Origin of the sequence: Streptomyces sp. NPDC058619 (genome assembly GCF_042717785.1) — a bacterium.
Lineage (GTDB): Bacteria > Actinomycetota > Actinomycetes > Streptomycetales > Streptomycetaceae > Streptomyces.
In genome coordinates, this window is sequence record NZ_JBHXQN010000068.1 from 15,309 (window position 1) to 30,474 (window position 15,166).

At 76.5% G+C, this 15,166-nt stretch carries 13 protein-coding genes; 9 read left to right on the forward strand and 4 right to left on the reverse strand.

Translation table 11 applies throughout. The features are described from left to right. Window positions 1-302 precede the first annotated feature (302 nt). The 7 genes from ACFWTC_RS34420 to ACFWTC_RS34450 all read left to right on the forward strand — a co-directional run bounded on the left by ACFWTC_RS34420 (window position 303) and on the right by ACFWTC_RS34450 (window position 6,686). The gene (locus tag ACFWTC_RS34420; protein ID WP_384028487.1) at window positions 303-959 is read left to right on the forward strand and encodes an SRPBCC family protein; all 657 of its coding nucleotides are present in this window, start codon (window positions 303-305) and stop codon (window positions 957-959) included. A 132-nt stretch (window positions 960-1,091) separates the two neighbouring features. Continuing rightward, the gene (locus ACFWTC_RS34425; RefSeq protein WP_383928994.1) at window positions 1,092-1,367 is read left to right on the forward strand and encodes a hypothetical protein; all 276 of its coding nucleotides are present in this window, start codon (window positions 1,092-1,094) and stop codon (window positions 1,365-1,367) included. A gap of 50 nt (window positions 1,368-1,417) precedes the next feature. Beyond that, on the forward strand, window positions 1,418-3,739 hold the full coding sequence (locus ACFWTC_RS34430) for a heavy metal translocating P-type ATPase (protein WP_384028495.1): 2,322 nt from the start codon (window positions 1,418-1,420) through the stop codon (window positions 3,737-3,739). Continuing rightward, on the forward strand, window positions 3,736-4,260 hold the full coding sequence (locus ACFWTC_RS34435) for a copper chaperone PCu(A)C (protein WP_383928997.1): 525 nt from the start codon (window positions 3,736-3,738) through the stop codon (window positions 4,258-4,260). The genes ACFWTC_RS34430 and ACFWTC_RS34435 overlap by 4 nt, the downstream gene beginning before the upstream one ends. A gap of 136 nt (window positions 4,261-4,396) precedes the next feature. Further along, the gene (locus ACFWTC_RS34440; protein WP_383929000.1) at window positions 4,397-5,032 is read left to right on the forward strand and encodes an ATP-binding cassette domain-containing protein; all 636 of its coding nucleotides are present in this window, start codon (window positions 4,397-4,399) and stop codon (window positions 5,030-5,032) included. Beyond that, window positions 5,029-5,895 carry a metal ABC transporter permease gene (locus tag ACFWTC_RS34445; RefSeq protein ID WP_383929003.1) on the forward strand — a complete coding sequence of 289 codons (867 nt, stop codon included), beginning with the start codon at window positions 5,029-5,031 and terminating at the stop codon, window positions 5,893-5,895. Before ACFWTC_RS34440 ends, ACFWTC_RS34445 begins: the two co-directional genes overlap by 4 nt. Next, a complete protein-coding gene (locus ACFWTC_RS34450) occupies window positions 5,853-6,686 on the forward strand; it encodes a metal ABC transporter solute-binding protein, Zn/Mn family (RefSeq protein WP_383929006.1) in 834 nt (277 codons plus the stop codon). The genes ACFWTC_RS34445 and ACFWTC_RS34450 overlap by 43 nt, the downstream gene beginning before the upstream one ends. A 136-nt stretch (window positions 6,687-6,822) precedes the next feature. On the opposite strand, the gene ACFWTC_RS34455 is transcribed toward ACFWTC_RS34450, so the two are convergent. Both ACFWTC_RS34455 and ACFWTC_RS34460 read right to left on the reverse strand, forming a co-directional pair. Beyond that, on the reverse strand, window positions 6,823-8,520 hold the full coding sequence (locus tag ACFWTC_RS34455; RefSeq protein WP_384028489.1) for an AMP-binding protein: 1,698 nt from the start codon (window positions 8,518-8,520) through the stop codon (window positions 6,823-6,825). Beyond that, window positions 8,517-10,301, reverse strand: a complete 1,785-nt coding sequence (locus ACFWTC_RS34460; protein ID WP_384028491.1) for a CoA transferase — start codon at window positions 10,299-10,301, stop codon at window positions 8,517-8,519. Before ACFWTC_RS34460 ends, ACFWTC_RS34455 begins: the two co-directional genes overlap by 4 nt. 143 nt (window positions 10,302-10,444) lie before the next feature. Here ACFWTC_RS34460 and ACFWTC_RS34465 point away from each other — a divergent pair, with 143 nt between their 5' ends. Next, window positions 10,445-11,653 (forward strand): acyl-CoA dehydrogenase family protein, encoded by a 1,209-nt coding sequence (locus ACFWTC_RS34465; protein ID WP_383929013.1) that lies wholly within the window; start codon window positions 10,445-10,447, stop codon window positions 11,651-11,653. A gap of 77 nt (window positions 11,654-11,730) precedes the next feature. Here the strand turns inward: ACFWTC_RS34465 and ACFWTC_RS34470 are convergent, their stop codons facing one another. Together ACFWTC_RS34470 and ACFWTC_RS34475 are read right to left on the reverse strand one after the other, a co-directional pair. Beyond that, window positions 11,731-12,879 carry a sugar ABC transporter permease gene (locus ACFWTC_RS34470; RefSeq protein WP_384028497.1) on the reverse strand — a complete coding sequence of 383 codons (1,149 nt, stop codon included), beginning with the start codon at window positions 12,877-12,879 and terminating at the stop codon, window positions 11,731-11,733. A gap of 53 nt (window positions 12,880-12,932) precedes the next feature. Beyond that, window positions 12,933-14,141 carry an MFS transporter gene (locus ACFWTC_RS34475; RefSeq protein ID WP_384028493.1) on the reverse strand — a complete coding sequence of 403 codons (1,209 nt, stop codon included), beginning with the start codon at window positions 14,139-14,141 and terminating at the stop codon, window positions 12,933-12,935. Between the two features lie 196 nt (window positions 14,142-14,337). On the opposite strand from ACFWTC_RS34475, the gene ACFWTC_RS34480 reads away from it, so the two are divergent. Next, window positions 14,338-15,147 (forward strand): hypothetical protein, encoded by an 810-nt coding sequence (locus ACFWTC_RS34480; RefSeq protein WP_383929018.1) that lies wholly within the window; start codon window positions 14,338-14,340, stop codon window positions 15,145-15,147. Window positions 15,148-15,166 lie beyond the last annotated feature (19 nt).

Sequence of the window (15,166 nt, forward strand, 5' to 3'; positions counted from 1 at the left end):
CGCCGCGCGGAGAGCTCGGTGTGAGCCCCCGCACGGCGGCAGTTCGGTGCCGGGCGGCCCGGTCGTGTCGGCAACGGACAGGGGCCCGCACGGTCTTCAGTCGGTCAGGTGGGCCAGGAGGAGGTTGGGGTCCTTCGCCGTGACGTACGCGGCGCTCGGGACGTAGGCCGTGTCGCCGCGCAGGGCGATGGAGGTGGGGTTCTGCAGGCCGTCGGCCGCGGTCAGGACCGTTGTCCGACGTCCTCGGGTCCCAGCTGGGAGCGCGGCGTCCGCAGGAACTCCCCCAGCTGCGCTTTCCGTTCATGGATCCGAGTATGGGCCGGGCCCGGCCGCGCAGCCTGACCCCGGCGTGGGTGGGCACCGGCGGGTCTGGCTCGCCCGCCGGGCGGGTGGTGACGTGGGTGCCGCCGACACGGCACCACACCACCCCGGACCTCCAGGAGGACGCCTTGAGTGCCACCACCAGCGAACACGACCCCTTCGAGGTTCTGGACGCGTCGGATTACGCCTTCACCCGCCGCGCCTGGGTCGACGCCTCGCCCGCCCGGGTCTACGACCTGGTCAGCGACGTGTCCACCATCGGCCGCTGGAGCCCCCACGCGAGCGGCGTCGCGTTCGACCGGGGCGCCGGGCCCTGGACCGGGGCCTGGTTCAGCGGCCGCAACCACCGGGACGGCAGGCAGTGGACCACCCGCTCCCAGGTCGTACGGGCCGACCCCGGCGCCGTCTTCGCCTTCGTGGTCGGCGGCCCCGAGGACGGCATCGTGCGGTGGAGCTGGACCTGCCGCCCCCGCGGACGCGGAACCGTCGTGGAACAGTCCTGGCAACTCCTGCGCCTCGACCCGGTACTGGGCACGACCCGCGGCGACCTCGACGCCCTGCGGGCCGCCATGGCGGACAGCGTCGAGACCACCCTGCTCGTCCTCGCCCAGTGGATCGCCGCGACACCGGCCGGGTGAGCCGCCACGCCAGCCGCGTGAGCCGCCGCGCCGGCCGGTACGTACGGGGCCCTCCGGCGATCCGCGGGAACCGGACGGTCCGCGGCGGCGACTACCTGCCGGAAGAGGACTCCCCGCTTCCTGGAGCGACGCATGGCAGAGCAGCAGCGGCCCCCGGCACCCGTTCGTCCCGCGCCCGGGCGGTGGGCGCCACCGGCGGCCCTGACCGGATTCCTGGTGCTGCTCGCGGTGATGTTCGCCGTCTCGTACGGGGTCGGCTCCGCGGCGGGCCCCGTCGCGCCCGGCATGCGGTCCTCCGGCGACGGCGGCGGCGGTGCGGGCGGCGCGATGGGCGGCATGACCGGCGGCATGACCGGCGGCACGGGCAGCGGCACGGGCAGCGGCACGCGCTCCGGCGGTGTCCGGTGACGGCCGAGGTGGCGAGCGCCACCGCGACCACCGATCTGATCGTCGGCGGGATGACCTGCGCGGCCTGTGTGCACCGCGTGGAGAAGCGGCTCGCCCGGCTCGACGGGGTGAGCGCCTCGGTGAACCTCGCCACGGGCCGGGCCCGGGTGAGCCACCCGCCGCACACCACGGCTCAGGACCTGCTGGCGGCCGTCGAGCGCGCGGGCTACACAGCCGAACTCCCGCCTCCACCAAAGCCGTCGGTGCCTCCGCGGCCGACGTTCCCGCCCGGGACGACGGGACCTGCACCGGCGTCGGCACCGGTGTCCACACCGGCACAGGCACAGGCACCGGCACCCGCACCCGCGTCGGCGCCGCCGGCCACCCCCGACCAGCAGGAGCGCCGGCGGCTGCTGGTCACCGCGCTGCTCGGCGCGCCGGTCATCGCGCTGTCCATGGTGCCCGCCCTGCAGTTCGCCAACTGGCAGTGGCTGTGCCTGATGTTCGCCGCCCCCGTCGTCGTGTGGAGTGCCTGGCCGTTCCACCTGCGGGCCGTGCGCGGCCTGCGGTACTCGGCCGCCACCATGGACACCCTGGTCTCCCTCGGGGTCCTGGCCTCGTTCTCCTGGTCCCTGTACGCCCTGTTCCTCGGCGGCGCGGGCCGGCCCGACCTGCGGATGCCGTTCACCCTCCTCCCCTCGGCGGGCGGGGACGTCGCGCACGTCTACCTGGAGGCGGCGGTCGGCGTGCCCCTCTTCGTCCTGGCCGGCCGGTACCTGGAGGCCCGCGCCCGGCGCGGCACCGGCGAGGCCCTGCGCGCGCTGGCGGGACTGGCCGCGAAGGACGTGACGGTACGGGAGGACGGACGGGAGCGGCGGATCCCGATCGACGCGCTCGTGGTGGGGCAGGAGTTCGTCGTACGCCCCGGCGAGCGCGTCGCCACCGACGGCGTGGTGGTCTCCGGGAGCTCCGCCCTGAACCTGTCGCTGGTCACCGGCGAGAGCGAACCCGTCGAAGTCGGCCCGGACCGGCCGGTGGTGGGGGCCGCCGTCAACGCCGGCGGGCTGCTCCTCGTACGGGCCACCGCGGTCGGCGCGGACACCCGGATCACCCGGATGGTCACCGAGGCCCAGGCCGGCAAGGCGCGGGCGCAGCGGCTGGCCGACCGGGTGGCGGGGGTCTTCGTGCCGGTGATCCTGGCCCTGGCGGCCACGGTGCTCGGCTTCTGGCTCGGCGCCGGGGCGGACGCGCAGGGCGCCGTCACGGCCGCCGTGGCCGTCCTCGTCGTCGCCTGTCCGTGCGCCCTGGGCCTGGCCACGCCCACCGCGCTGATGGCCGCCACCGGGCGCGGCGCGCAGCTCGGCATCCTGGTGAGCGGGCCGCGGGCGCTGGAAGCGCTGCGGCACGTCGACACCGTCGTCCTGGACAAGACCGGCACGCTCACCACCGGGCACATGTCCGTCGTCGCCGTCACGGTGGTCGGCGGTGGGCTGGGCCGGTATACCGCGCTGAGGTTGGCCGGGGCGGTGGAGCAGGGGTCGGAGCACCCGGTCGGCCGCGCCCTCGCCGCGTACGCGCAGCGCGTCCTGCCGGGGTACCCGCTTCCCGGGGTGACCGAGTTCCTGGCCACTCCCGGGGTCGGCGTCACCGGTCTCGTGGAAGGGCACCGCGTCGAGCTGCGGGCCCCCGGGTTCGACCTGGCCCTCTCGCTGGCCCGGGCGCTGGCCGAGGCGGAGGCGGCCGCGCTCACCCCGGTCCTGGTCCGGGTCGACGGCCTCGACGAGGCCCTCGTCGCCATCGGCGACGCCCTGCGCCCGGGGAGCCGGCGGGCCGTGGAGCGGCTGCGGGAGCTCGGCGTGGAACCGGTCCTGGCCACCGGCGACCACGAGCCGGCCGCGCGCGCCGTCGCCGCGGAACTGGGCATCGCCGAGGTGTACGCCCGATGCCCGCCGGAGGGCAAGGCCGCCCTGGTGGCGCGGCTGAGGTCCGAGGGGCGCCGGGTCGCGGTGATCGGGGACGGGGTGAACGACGCGGCGGCCCTGGCCGCGGCCGACCTCGGGATCGCCATGGGCAGCGGAACGGACGTGGCGATGGAGGCCGCCGACGTGACGCTGGTGCGCGGCGGGATCGAGGCGGTGGCCGACGCGGTCCTGCTCGCCCGGCGCACCCTGGCGACGATCCGCTCCAACCTCCTCTGGGCGTTCGGCTACAACGTGGTGACCGTGCCGCTGGCGGCGGTGGGCTGGCTGAACCCGATGGTCGCGGCGGCCGCGATGTCGGCCAGTTCGCTGCTGGTCGTCGGCAACAGCCTGCGGCTGCGGGGCCGGCGGGCCCTGCCGGAACGCCGTGGGCCGTCCTGGCTGCGCGGAGCACGAAGGGACGTACGACGATGACCGGTTCCCCGTTCCCGGCGGCGCCGGGTGCCCGGCTCCCCGGCCGGCGTTGGCTGCGCGAGGCGACGGTGTCCGTCCTCGCGCCGGTGACCGCCTGCCTGACCGCTCTTGTCTGCCTGACGGCGTGGGCCGCGGCGGGGGCCGCGGGCACCCCGCCCAGGATGGAGGTCGGCGTGGGGCGCGTCGTGCTGCCGTTCGCCGACAAGGAGCGCACCGCCGCGTTCTTCAGCATCGCGAACGTGGGCGGCGCCGACGACCAGTTGCTCTCCGTGACGTCGCCCGCCGTCGAGGACGCGAGGCTCAGTCGGCACACGAGCGTCCGCGGCGCAGATGCGTCGCAGGTGGTGGCCTCGGCCGAGATCCCGGCCGGACGCCGCCTGGACATGACGCCGAGCACCCTGGACGTGCTGGTGACGGTGAAGGGCCGCTGGCAGGTGGGCGACGTCGTGCACTTCGTCCTGCACTTCCGCACCAGCGGGGCCGTCCCCGCCGTGGCGTTCGTGGTGCGGCCCGGCAGCTGAGCGGGCCCCGCCCGGCCCGGTTCCGAACGGATCGGACGATCGGGGGAACCCGGCGGGCCCGCCGTCCGACTACTGCGACGTGGGAGGGCGGGCATCCGCCCGGCCCACCCTGCTGCGGAGGATCGAGGGGCGTGTGATGGGCGGGCTGGATGTGCACATGCGGGAGGTGGCCTGCCGGCACGGCCGGGTGCAGGCCGTCGGCGACGTGGACCTGGAGATAGCCGCCGGTGAGCGCGTGGCGCTGACCGGGACCAACGGCTCGGGCAAGACCACCCTGCTGCGGGCGGTCCTCGGGCTGCACCGGCAGGTCACGGGTTCCATCCTGGTCGGCGGCCGGAGCACCCGCTCCCCCGCCGAGTGGGCCTGGCGGCGGCGGGCCTGCGCCTGGATCCCGCAGAAGCCGGCCGCCGGCCGGTTCCCCCTGCTCGGCGCCGAGTTGCTGGCCAGCAGCGGCGCCGCCGCGGACGCGGCCGAGGCCGCGGGCCGGCTCGGGGTGGGGGCGCTGACCGGGCGGCCCCTGCACACGCTCTCCGGCGGCCAGTTGCAGCGCATGTACCTGGCCCGGGCGATCGGGTGCGTGGCCGCCGGGGCGGAGGTGCTCCTTGCGGACGAGCCGACCGCCGCCCTCGACTTCGACGGCCAGTCGGAGGCCGCGGACGTCCTCACCTCCCTGCCGGTGACGCTGGTGGTGGTGACGCACGACCGCGCGATGGCCGCCCGCTGCGACCGGGTCCTGGAGATGGCCGCGGGCCGGCTGCGGGAGGTGCGGTGACGCTCGCCACCGCCGACCTCGGTGAGCTGCTCCGGCTGCTTCCCGTACAGCGGGCCGGAATCGCCCTGCTGCTGGCCGCCATCGGGCTGCCCGTCATCGGCGTGGTCATCGTCGGGCTCGACATCATGCCGGTCCGGTTCGCGATGATGCACGTCGCGCTGCTGGGCATCGCGACGGGCCTGCTGACCGGGCTCGATCCGATGCTGTGCGCGCTGGTGGCGTGCGCCCTCGCCGGCGCCGGTGTCGCGCCGCTCGCCCGCAGCCCCGACGGGCTCTCGGGCGCGATGGGTCTGCTGATGAGCCTGGCGATCGCCGCGGCCCTCCTCCTGCTCGCCGTGTCGGGCGTCAACGCCTCCGGCGCGTTCGCGCTGCTCTGGGGGTCGATCCTGTCCGTGGGCACCCCCGACCTCGTGGTCCTGGGCCTGCTGGCCGTCCTCGTACCGGGCCTGTTCTGGTGGCGGCGGCGCGAGATCGGCCTGCTCCTGTACGACCGCGAGCTGGCCCAGTGCTCCGGCGTCCCGGTCCGGGCGCTGACCGCCGTGCTCCTGGTCCTGGTGGCCGTCGCGGTCGCCGGGGCGATCAAACTCACCGGGGCGCTGCTCGTCGACGCCCTGACCCTGCTTCCCGCACTCGCCGCGCGCCGCCTCGGCAGCTCGCTCAAGTCGATCACCCTCTGGGCCGTCGGCATCGGCGTGGCGGTCAACCTGACCGGCTTCCTGCTGGCCCTGTGGTTGGACTGGCCCCCGGGGCCGGTCCTCGTCCTGACGGCGGGGGCCCTGGTCCTCGCCGTCCATCTCGTCCCCGAACGGAGAATCAGCTCATGGCGCGCACCAGCGTCCGCATCCCTTCCCTCCTCGCACTGAGTGCGGCCCTCCTCCTGACCGCGGGCTGCGGTGGCGACGCCGCTTCCGGCGCCGCTCCCGGCACAGCTTCCGACACCCCGGCCGCGAGCGGCGGCGCGGCGAAGAAGGACAAGCCCGTGGTGGTCGTCACGACGACCTGGGAGGGCGCCTTCGCCAAGGCCGCGGGCGCCGAGGACGTCAAGGTGATCGTGCCGCAGTCCGTGCAGCACGCCCCCGACTACGACCCGAAGCCCTCGGACCTCGCGGCCGTCGCCAAGGCCGACTTCGTGCTGTACGCGCCCTTCGAGCCGTACGCGGCGAAGATCAAGGAGGCGGCGGGCTCCAAGGCCAAGCTGGTCGAGGTGAACCTCGACAACGATCCCGACAAGGTGAACGCCGAGGTCGCCAAGCTGGGCGCGCTCTTCGGAACCGAGGAGGCCGCCGCCCGGTGGAAGACCGGCTTCGACACCGAGTACGCGAAGCTGAACACGGAGCTGCGGGCCACCTGGCCGGGCGGCACGGCCCCCTCCGTCGTGACGCAGGTGTTCACCGCGTGGGCGGCGAAGCTCGCGGGCGCCACCACCGTGGGGACGTTCGGGCCCGAGGCCGTGACCCCGGCGCAGCTCGCCGAGCTCTCGGCGAAGAAGCCAGCGCTCGTCCTGGACAACGCGCACATGTCGACCGGTACGGTGCTGCCCGACTCGGGCGCCCGGCAGCTGAAGATCGTGAACTACCCGGGCGACGACCTCGACCTGCTGCCCGTCTACCGCAACGCGGCGGCGGAGCTGAAGAAGGGTGCGGGCGCTCCCTGAGCTTTCCGCGCCCGGCACGGGGCGCCCGGTGTGAGGCCCCCCGTGCCGGGCGCCCCGGTGTCAGGCGCCCCGTGTGTGGCGCCCGGCGTGAGCACGTGTGAGGGGCCCGGCGGCATCGTGCCGCCGGGCCCCTTCGTCATCCGGCCTGGGCGAGCGGGGCGACGGCCGCCGCGCCGGTCTCCGGCCGCCCGGGGGCCGCGGCGAGGCGCTCGCGCAGGGCCGCCCGGTCCGGCTTGCCCGCCGCCGTCAGCGGAACTTCGCCGAGTACGAGGAGCCGCTCGGGGTGCTTGCGCCGTTCCAGGCCGCGCTCCTCCAGGTGGGCGCCGAGGGACGCGAGGGTCGGGGGCCGGGAGCCGCGGGCCACGACGCAGGCCGCCAGCCGCTCCCCCATCAGCGTGTCGGGGACGCCGACGCAGACCACGTCGCGGACCTGGGGGTGCGCGGTGAGTTCGCGCTCCACCTCGGCGGGACTGATGTTGGCGCCGCCGCGGATGACGATGTCCTTGAGGCGGCCGACGACGTGCAGGACACTCCCGGCGTCGAGGTAGCCGAGGTCTCCGGTGCGGACCCAGCCGTCGGGCGTGCGGTAGCGGGCGTCCAGCTCGGGGGCGCCGACGTAGCACAGCGGGGTCATGGGACCGCGCGAGATGATCTCGCCGATGTCGCCGTCCGGCAGCGGTTCGTGGGTGTCGGGGTCGGCGATGCGGATCTCGGCGACCCGGGGGTCGGGGTGGCCGGCGACGAGGCCCGAACCGTCGGTCGGCGGAACGGTGTTGCCGAGTCCGGTGTGGCAGTTGACGCCGTCGGCGGACCCGTAGAGGTTCACCACCGGGCACCCGAACGCCTTGGCCGCGGCGGCGGCCGTGGTCTCGTCGAGCGGCGCCCCGCCGAGGACCAGGGCGGTGGGCGCGGGCAGGTCCTCGCGGGTCTCCTCCAGGCGTTCGAGGATCATGCGGACCATGGTGGGCACGCCGAGGACGTGCGTCGGCTCGTGCGCGCGCACCGCCGCGACCGCCGCCTCGGGCGTGAAGTGGTCGAGCAGGACGAGGGTGCCGCCGTGCCGGGCGAGGGTGACGGCGGTTCCGTTGGAGCCGAAGGCCGAGGCCAGCGGTACGAGGAACAGGCAGCGCGGCGGGGTTCCGTCGGGCATGAGGGAGGCGAGGAAGTTGCCGCGCCCCCCGGCCAGCGCGTTGTGCGAGTACGCGATCATCTTCGGCTCGGCCTCGGAGCCGGAGGAGACCAGGATCCGGGCCGCGCTGTCGGGGTCGGGCCGGGCGGGGACGAATCCGCCGGGGTCGCGGCGCATGAGCTCCGCCATCGGGACCGCTCCCCCGGGGGCGGTCCCGGGACCGGCGGCGATGACGTGCCGCAGGACCGGCAGGGCCGGCGCGAGGGTCAGCAGGTCGGCGGCGTGCCGGAAGCCGCGGTGCTCGGTCGCGGCGATGACGGTGACGGCTTCGGCCCGGCGCAGCAGGCATTCGGCCTCCAGCGTGCCCCGGCCGACGGGGAAGGGGAGCGCGACGGCGCCGAGGGCGGCCAGCGCCAGGTCGGCGATGACGGCGCCGCGGTGGTTGGGGAGTTGTACGCCGACCACGTCGCCCGGGCCTATCCCGAGGTCTCTGAGGCCCGCGGCGAGACATCGCACCTTGCGGTCCAGCGCGGTGTAGCAGAGGGCGCCCTTGGCGTCGATGACGGCGGTGCGGTGCAGGTCGGCGATCTGGCGGGCCCGGAAGAGGCTGTAGAGGTCGAGGTCGGGGCAGGTGCCGTCGACCACCCAGGACCGGCGGAGTTCGGCGGGCAGCAGGTCGTGCAGTTCGAGCCGGTCGGCGGTCATGCGAAGCTCCAGGGGTCGGGGACTGCGGGGGCGCCGTGCGCGTCGCGGCTGATCGAGCCGGCGAACCGCGGATCGTGGTGCAGGCGCGCGAGGTCGGTGGTGACGGCGGTGGCCGTCAGCCCGTGGTCGCGCAGCTGGGTGAGGGCGTCGGCGGCGCCCAGCTCGCGCAGGTCGTAGGCGGCCGCGGCGGCGGCGCTCGGGTCGGCGGGGGCGATCCAGCCGTCGGCCGTCCGCAGCGGATGCCGGAACCCGGCCGGCCGCCGGGGGTTCTCGCCGCGGGCCGCCCGGCGCAGGGCCGGTGCGGTCAGCGTGTCGGCGGCCCCCAGCAGGGAGGAGTCCACCCGTACGCCGTGGCCGGTGCGTTCGCGCAGGAGGAGCCCGGCGAGGACGGCCTCGGCGCCGTGCAGGCCGCCGAGCACGTCGAGGAGGGTCATCAGCGAGGGGGCAGGGGGCTCGCCGTCCGGGCGGACGGCCTCGCCGACACCGGTGCGGGCCTGGACCATGAAGTCCGTTCCCATCGGGGCGTCGGGGAGACGGCCGGCCCAGCCGCTGGTGTACGCGTAGACCAGCGCGGGGTTGACCCGGGCGAGGTCGTCGGCGTCCAGGCCGAGTTCGGCGGCCTTGCCCGGCGCCCAGTTGTGCAGGAAGACGTCGGCCCGCGCGGCCATGTCCCGCAGCCGGTTCCGGTCGCGCCCGGACTTGATGTCGATCTCCACGGCCCGCTTGCCCCGGTTGAGGGCGAGCCAGCGCGCGGAGGTTCCGGAGCAGGCGGGCGGCATGCCCCGGAGCGGGTCGCCGCCCGGCGGTTCGATCCGGATGACGTCGGCCCCGAGGAGTCCCAGGAGGTGGGCGGCGAGCGGGGCCTGGATGCGCCGGCCGGCCTCCAGCACCGTCAGTCCGGCCAGCGGACGGTCGGGGCCGGGCCGAGCTCCCGTACCCGTCGCGCGAGGAGCGCCCGGGCCGAGGGGCTCCAGCGACCACGGGGCCCGGCAGTCGTCCTCCCCGGCACGCTCCGCGAGGGTGCGCAGGGGGCACACCTGGGCTCCGGCGAGTGCCGCGGCGCTGCTGATCCGCGCCATCGGGTGGGACCGGGTCACGGTGTGGAGGACGGCCGGGAAGGGGGCGCAGGCGGTGGCGTACCGGAACTGGAACGGGCGCCAGCCGGCCCGCAGCGCCTCCGGGGGTGCCTCCAGGGCCCGCCAGAAGGCGGCCCAGGCGGCCGGGTCGAGGGTCTCCAGCTCGAAGAGGACGCCCTCGGCGGAGGTGAAGGGCGGCCCGCCGGCGGCGAGTTCGGCGGCCTCCCCCTCGTCGGCTCCGGCGGCGGCGAGGTACTGGGACACGGCGAGCAGGCCCGCCCGGTCCGCGCCGGTGACGACCGGGGCGGCGGCGCCGCCCCTGGCCTGTCCCACCAGCCCCGCGAGCAGCCCCTGCACCGTCAGGACGGCGGTGGCCGTCGCCGCGTAGTCGGCGGCCAGGCCGCGCGGGCCGCCGTCCCGGCGGCCGTGCACGGCCATGACGCCGGTGGCGGCCTGCACGGTGGCCTCGTCGACGAGGCCGCTCCCGGGGCGGCCCCAGGCGGCGGTCGCGCGAGCCGGTGCGAAGTCTCCGCCGGTGAGCGTGGCGGTGACCGCGGGGCCGTCCCGCGGGCCGGGGTGGTCCGTTCGTGCGCCGAGCAGGCGCAGGTGGTCGGCGACGACGTCCGCGATCTGCGGCGGCCCCGAGGTGTCGAAGCGCAGTGTGTCGAGCGGCCGGACCGTCTGCGTGGTGGCTGGTGACGCCATGCCTCTCCTCTCCTGGCGCGGCGGTGGCCGTCGCCCGGGTCTCGCGGAACTCGGGAACCCGGGCGCGTCCACGCCCGACCAGTTCCACGGACAGACAGTCGGGCAGCCGTTCGCACGGGTTCCCGGGAACGAGGAGAAAAACAGTGACGGACACAGCAGCCCCCCGCGCAACGGCCCCGGCGCTGATCGGAGTTCCGCTGCCGGAGTTGAGGGAGCGGATCGCCCGGTTCGTCGCGGACCGGGTGGTCCCCCGCGAGGAGGTGCTGGACGCCGGCGGACCGGCCGCCGCCGACGTACGGACCGCTCTGCGCGGCGAGGCCCGGGAGGAGGGGCTCTGGGCGCTGCCGCTCCCGGCTGAACTCGGCGGTGGCGGGCTGGGTTTCCGGGCGTACGCCGCGCTGGCCGAGGCGGAGGGCGCCAGCGACCACGGCCCCGGCGCGCTGGGCTCCGCCTCGCTGCTGGACGTCACCATGCTGGCCCGCCACGGGAGTCCGGGGGTGCGGGCGTACCTGGAGCCCCTCGTCTCGGGGGAGCTGCGCGCCTGTTACGCCATGACCGAACCGGACGTCCCCGGCACCGACCCGTTCCTGACCGCGACCCGGGCCGAGCCCCGGCCGGACGGGGGTTGGCGCGTCACCGGCCGCAAGTGGTTCACCTCCGGCGCCGCCGGCGCCGGCCTGGTGACCGTCATGGCCCGCACCGGCGGGGCCCCCGGTGACCGCCACGGGCTGTCCCTGCTGGTCGTGCCCACCCGCTCCCCCGGTTTCCGGGTGGTCCGGGAACTCCCCGTGTTCGGCGTCGCGGGCCAGTACGAGATCGAGCTCGACCGGGTCCACGTACCCGCCGACCACCTCCTCGGCGCTCCCGGTGACGCCCTGGACATCGCGGGCGGCCGGTTGCAGCTCGGCCGCACCCTGCGCTGCCTGCGCTGGCTGGGCCAGGCCCAGCGCGCCTTCGACCTCATGTGTGAGCGGGCCGCGGCCCGGCGCGGCTCCCGCGGGCCGCTCGCCGACCACCAGCTGGTCCAGCAGCACGTCTTCGACGCCCTGCTCGCACTGCGCACCACCCGCCCCCTCGTCCACGAGGCGGTCGCCCTGATCGCGTCCGGGCAGGACGCCCGTACCGAGGTGGGGCTCGCGAAGGTCGCGGCGGCGCGCATGCTCCAGCAGGTCGCCGACTCCGCGATCCAGGTGCACGGCGCCGCCGGACTCGGACCGGACACCCCGCTGCCGGCGCTCTTCCGCGGCGGACGGGCCGCCCGGATCCTCGACGGCCCCGACGAGCTCCACGTCACCTCCGTGGCCCGCCGCGTCCTGCGCGGCTACGCCGACGGGGCCGCGCCCCGGGCGTGAGCGGACGCGCTTCACCGACGTAGGCGGGCGCCGCGCTCCACGAAGGTGCGCGGACACTCCACGGAGGCGAGCGTCCGCTATACGAGGGTGAGATCGACGCCGTCGACGAGCGCGGCCAGCCCGAGCGCCAGGAAGAAGTCGCCCCAGACGAGTTCGTGCCGGACCGCGAGGCCCTTCCCCGCGTCGTAGCAGCCGTCCAGCAGCATCCCGGCCGGGCGGCCGGGGCCCCGGCCGGTGACGTGGGCGCCCGCGAGGTGCCGCAGGACCGCCTCCCCCCGGGCCGCGCACACCGCGGCCCGGGGTCCGGGCACCCGCGCCAGCTTCAGCAGGGCGACCGCGGTGATCGCGGCGGCGGAGGTGTCGAGCGGCCCGTCCGGCCGGGAGGAGTCCGCCAGCGGGACGGCCCGGCCCCCCAGGACTCCCGCCTCGGCGAGCAACTGCCCGGCCGCCGCGTCGAGCCGGGCGGCCGCGCCGCCGCTGACCGCGGGGCGGAGCAGGGCGTCGGCGACCGCCAGGAGCAGCCAGGCCCGTCCCCGGCTCCAGCCCGGCGCCGGATCCTCGCAGGGTTGCCATCCCGTGGCGGCGTCGAAGCTCCAGGCGGGGTGCGGGCGCGCGGGCGGGGGGCCGGTGCGCCCGCCGACGCGTGTGCGGTCACTACCGCCGATGCGTTCACGGTCACGACCGCCGTCGCGTTCCCGGTCACGACCACCGTCGCCCCGCCGGCCGTCTTCGCCGAGGCAGAGGTCGAGGTGCCGGTGCAGGTGAGCGGCGGCCGCGGCCGCTCCCCGCGGCCCGGCTCCCGCCAGGAGCGGCACCGTGCCCGGTACGCCGTCCGCGCGCGCCAGGAGGCGCGGCCCGCCGAGGGCGCCGCCCCAGGGCAGCAGGCCGAGTTCGGGGTCGTACGCCGCCAGGCAGGCGCGGGCGGCCCGCTCCCGGAGCGCGGCGGCCCGCCCGTCGGACCCGGCGGGGGCGGTCCCGTACCAGAAGATCAGCCCGCGGGTGGCGGTGTCGGCCTCCGCCCACGGTGCGAGCCGGGCCGTCCACGCGGCCGCGGTCCGCCGGTCGGCCCAGTCCTCGGTGTACCGCGCCCGCAGCCACAGCAGCCCGGTCCAGAAGCCGCCGGTCCACGAGCCCCGGCCGGTCGTCGTCCACCGCCCGTCCTCCGGGTCCGCGTACAGGGGGAAGCGGGTGCCGACGGCCGCCTCGGTGACCGCCACTCGCTCCATGACGGCCGCGAGCGCGCCGTCGGCCCAGTGCGGGGCGGGCGCCGGCGCCGCGCTCACGCCGGTACCTCGCGGTGGTCCCGTACGGCCCAGAGGAACGCGACGGCGCCCGCCGCCGCGAACTCGGCGGCCACCAGGATCCAGCCGGGTCCGTACCTCCCGCTCTGCGCGAGCAGGCCGAACAGCGGTGGTCCCAGGGCGAATCCGGCGAAGAATCCGGCCGCGACGAGCGCCGAGTCCTGTCCGGCCCGTCCGACCGCCGCCCGCTGGACGACCAGCACCATCGAGACGGCGTTCCCGGACACGGCGAACACCCCGACGGCGACCGCTCCCGCCCACACCAGCCGGCTCGTGGACACGGCGGCGGCCAGCAGCAGCGCCGCCCCGATCGCGCCGCACGCCAGCCCGCCCGGCAGCCATTCGGCTCGTCCGGGCCGGGCCGCCTTCGACCAGGCCACCCGGCCGATGATGCCCGCCACGCCCAGGACCGCCACCAGCAACCCGGCCGTCGTCGGCCCCATCCCCAGCCGGCGGACGCCGAAGAGGGCCAGGTAGGTGTTCACCGAGGCGATCCCGGCGCCCAGGAACAGCGAGAAGACCGCCAGCCAGGCCACCATCCCCCGCGGTACGAGCGACGCGGGCGGGCCGGCCGCCGGCGCCGGGGCGTCGGCCGGCAGTGCGCGCAGCGCCCACAGTCCCGCCAGGAGCGCCGCACCGGACGCCGTCCACACGGCGCCCCGCCAGCCGATCCCGCCCGCGAGCAGCACGAGCGGCAACCCGGCCACGAACGCGCCCAGTTGCACCCCGGACTGCTTCAGCCCCGTCACGGCGCCCCGCCGGGCGGGCGGGACGCCGGTCAGGACCGCCTTGTTGGTGGCCGGGTTGGCCAGCGCCTGGGGTACGCCGCCCAGCGCGACCGCGCCGAGCAGCAGACCGGCTCCCGGGGCGGCCCCGATCAGGGCCAGCGCCACGGCGGACACCAGCAGCAGGGCCACGAGCGAGCGGCGCGGACCGATCCGGTCCACGATGCGGCCGCCGGCCGGGGACAGCACGGCGGCCGTTCCGAAGCCGAGGGTGGTCGTCAGCCCGAGCAGGGCGGGCGTCATGCCCAACGCGTCCACCACGCGCGGGCCCAGCGCCCCGAGGACGAACAACTGCAGCATCGAGAACGCCATGGCGCAGGTGAGCAGCGCGGTCAGCTGACGGGTCGGCCGCTCGTCGGCCTCCGACGGCGCGGCCGTCGCCGCCGCCCCTTCTGTCACCACAGAGATCTCCCGTCACCAGTTGCCGAACACGGCCGCGAAGGCAGTCGGTTGCGGGATCGGACGAGTTCCCGCCGCGTGTTGTGCCCTGCGCCACATCGCGGGAACGGCCCGTCCCGGCAACGCCGTACGGGAGAATTTGTCGGGAAGTGCGCACCCCGCTGCTCCGCCCGGAACACCGGTGCGAGGATGAACCGCCATGACGCCAGGCCACTGTTCCCGAGCCGTACGGGCTGCGATGTTCGCAGCCCTCTGCGTGCTGCTCGCGGCCACCGGCCACCTCCTCATGTCGGGGGCGGCCGTGCCCTGGTGGGCGCTGTCGGCCGCGTTCGCGGGCACCGTGGCGACGGCCTGGGCTCTCGCCGGCCGGGAACGCGGGCTGCCGGCCGTGACCGCCGCGGCGGTGGCCGTGCAGGCGCTGCTGCACGCGCTGTTCTCACTGGCGCAGTCGGTCGTCCACCCCTCACTGCCCGCGGGGACCTCGTTCGCCCGGCAGTGGGCGGAGTACCTGACCTGCGGCGGGGTCACCGCGGCCGGCCTGTCGCCCGACGAGGCCCTGAAGGTCGTCACCGGGGCCGGGCTGGGCGGGCTCGTGTCCCTGCCGCCGCCGGGGACCGTGCTCGCCGCCGTGCCGGAGTCCGGCGGCCACGTGGGGCACGCGCTGCACGGGGCGGCGGGCCACGCGTCCGCGGCGGCGGCCGACGCGCTGCCGGCCGGAGGTCACGCCATGGGCGGCATGTCGCCGGTCGGCATGCTGGCCGCGCACCTGCTGGCCGCGGTCCTGTGCGGCCTGTGGCTGGCGTGCGGGGAACAGGCCGCGTTCCGCGTCCTGCGGGCGCTCGCGGGCTGGCTGCGGGCGCCGCTGCTCCTGCTGTTCGGCCGGGCCGCGACACCGCACCGGCCCCGCGTCCTCGTCCGGCGGCCGCGCCGGAGCCGCACACCGCGGCGGCTGTTCCTCGTCCACGCCATCACCTCACGGGGTCCCCCGACGGGAACCGCTGTCCTCTGACAGCCGGCTCCCCGCGCGC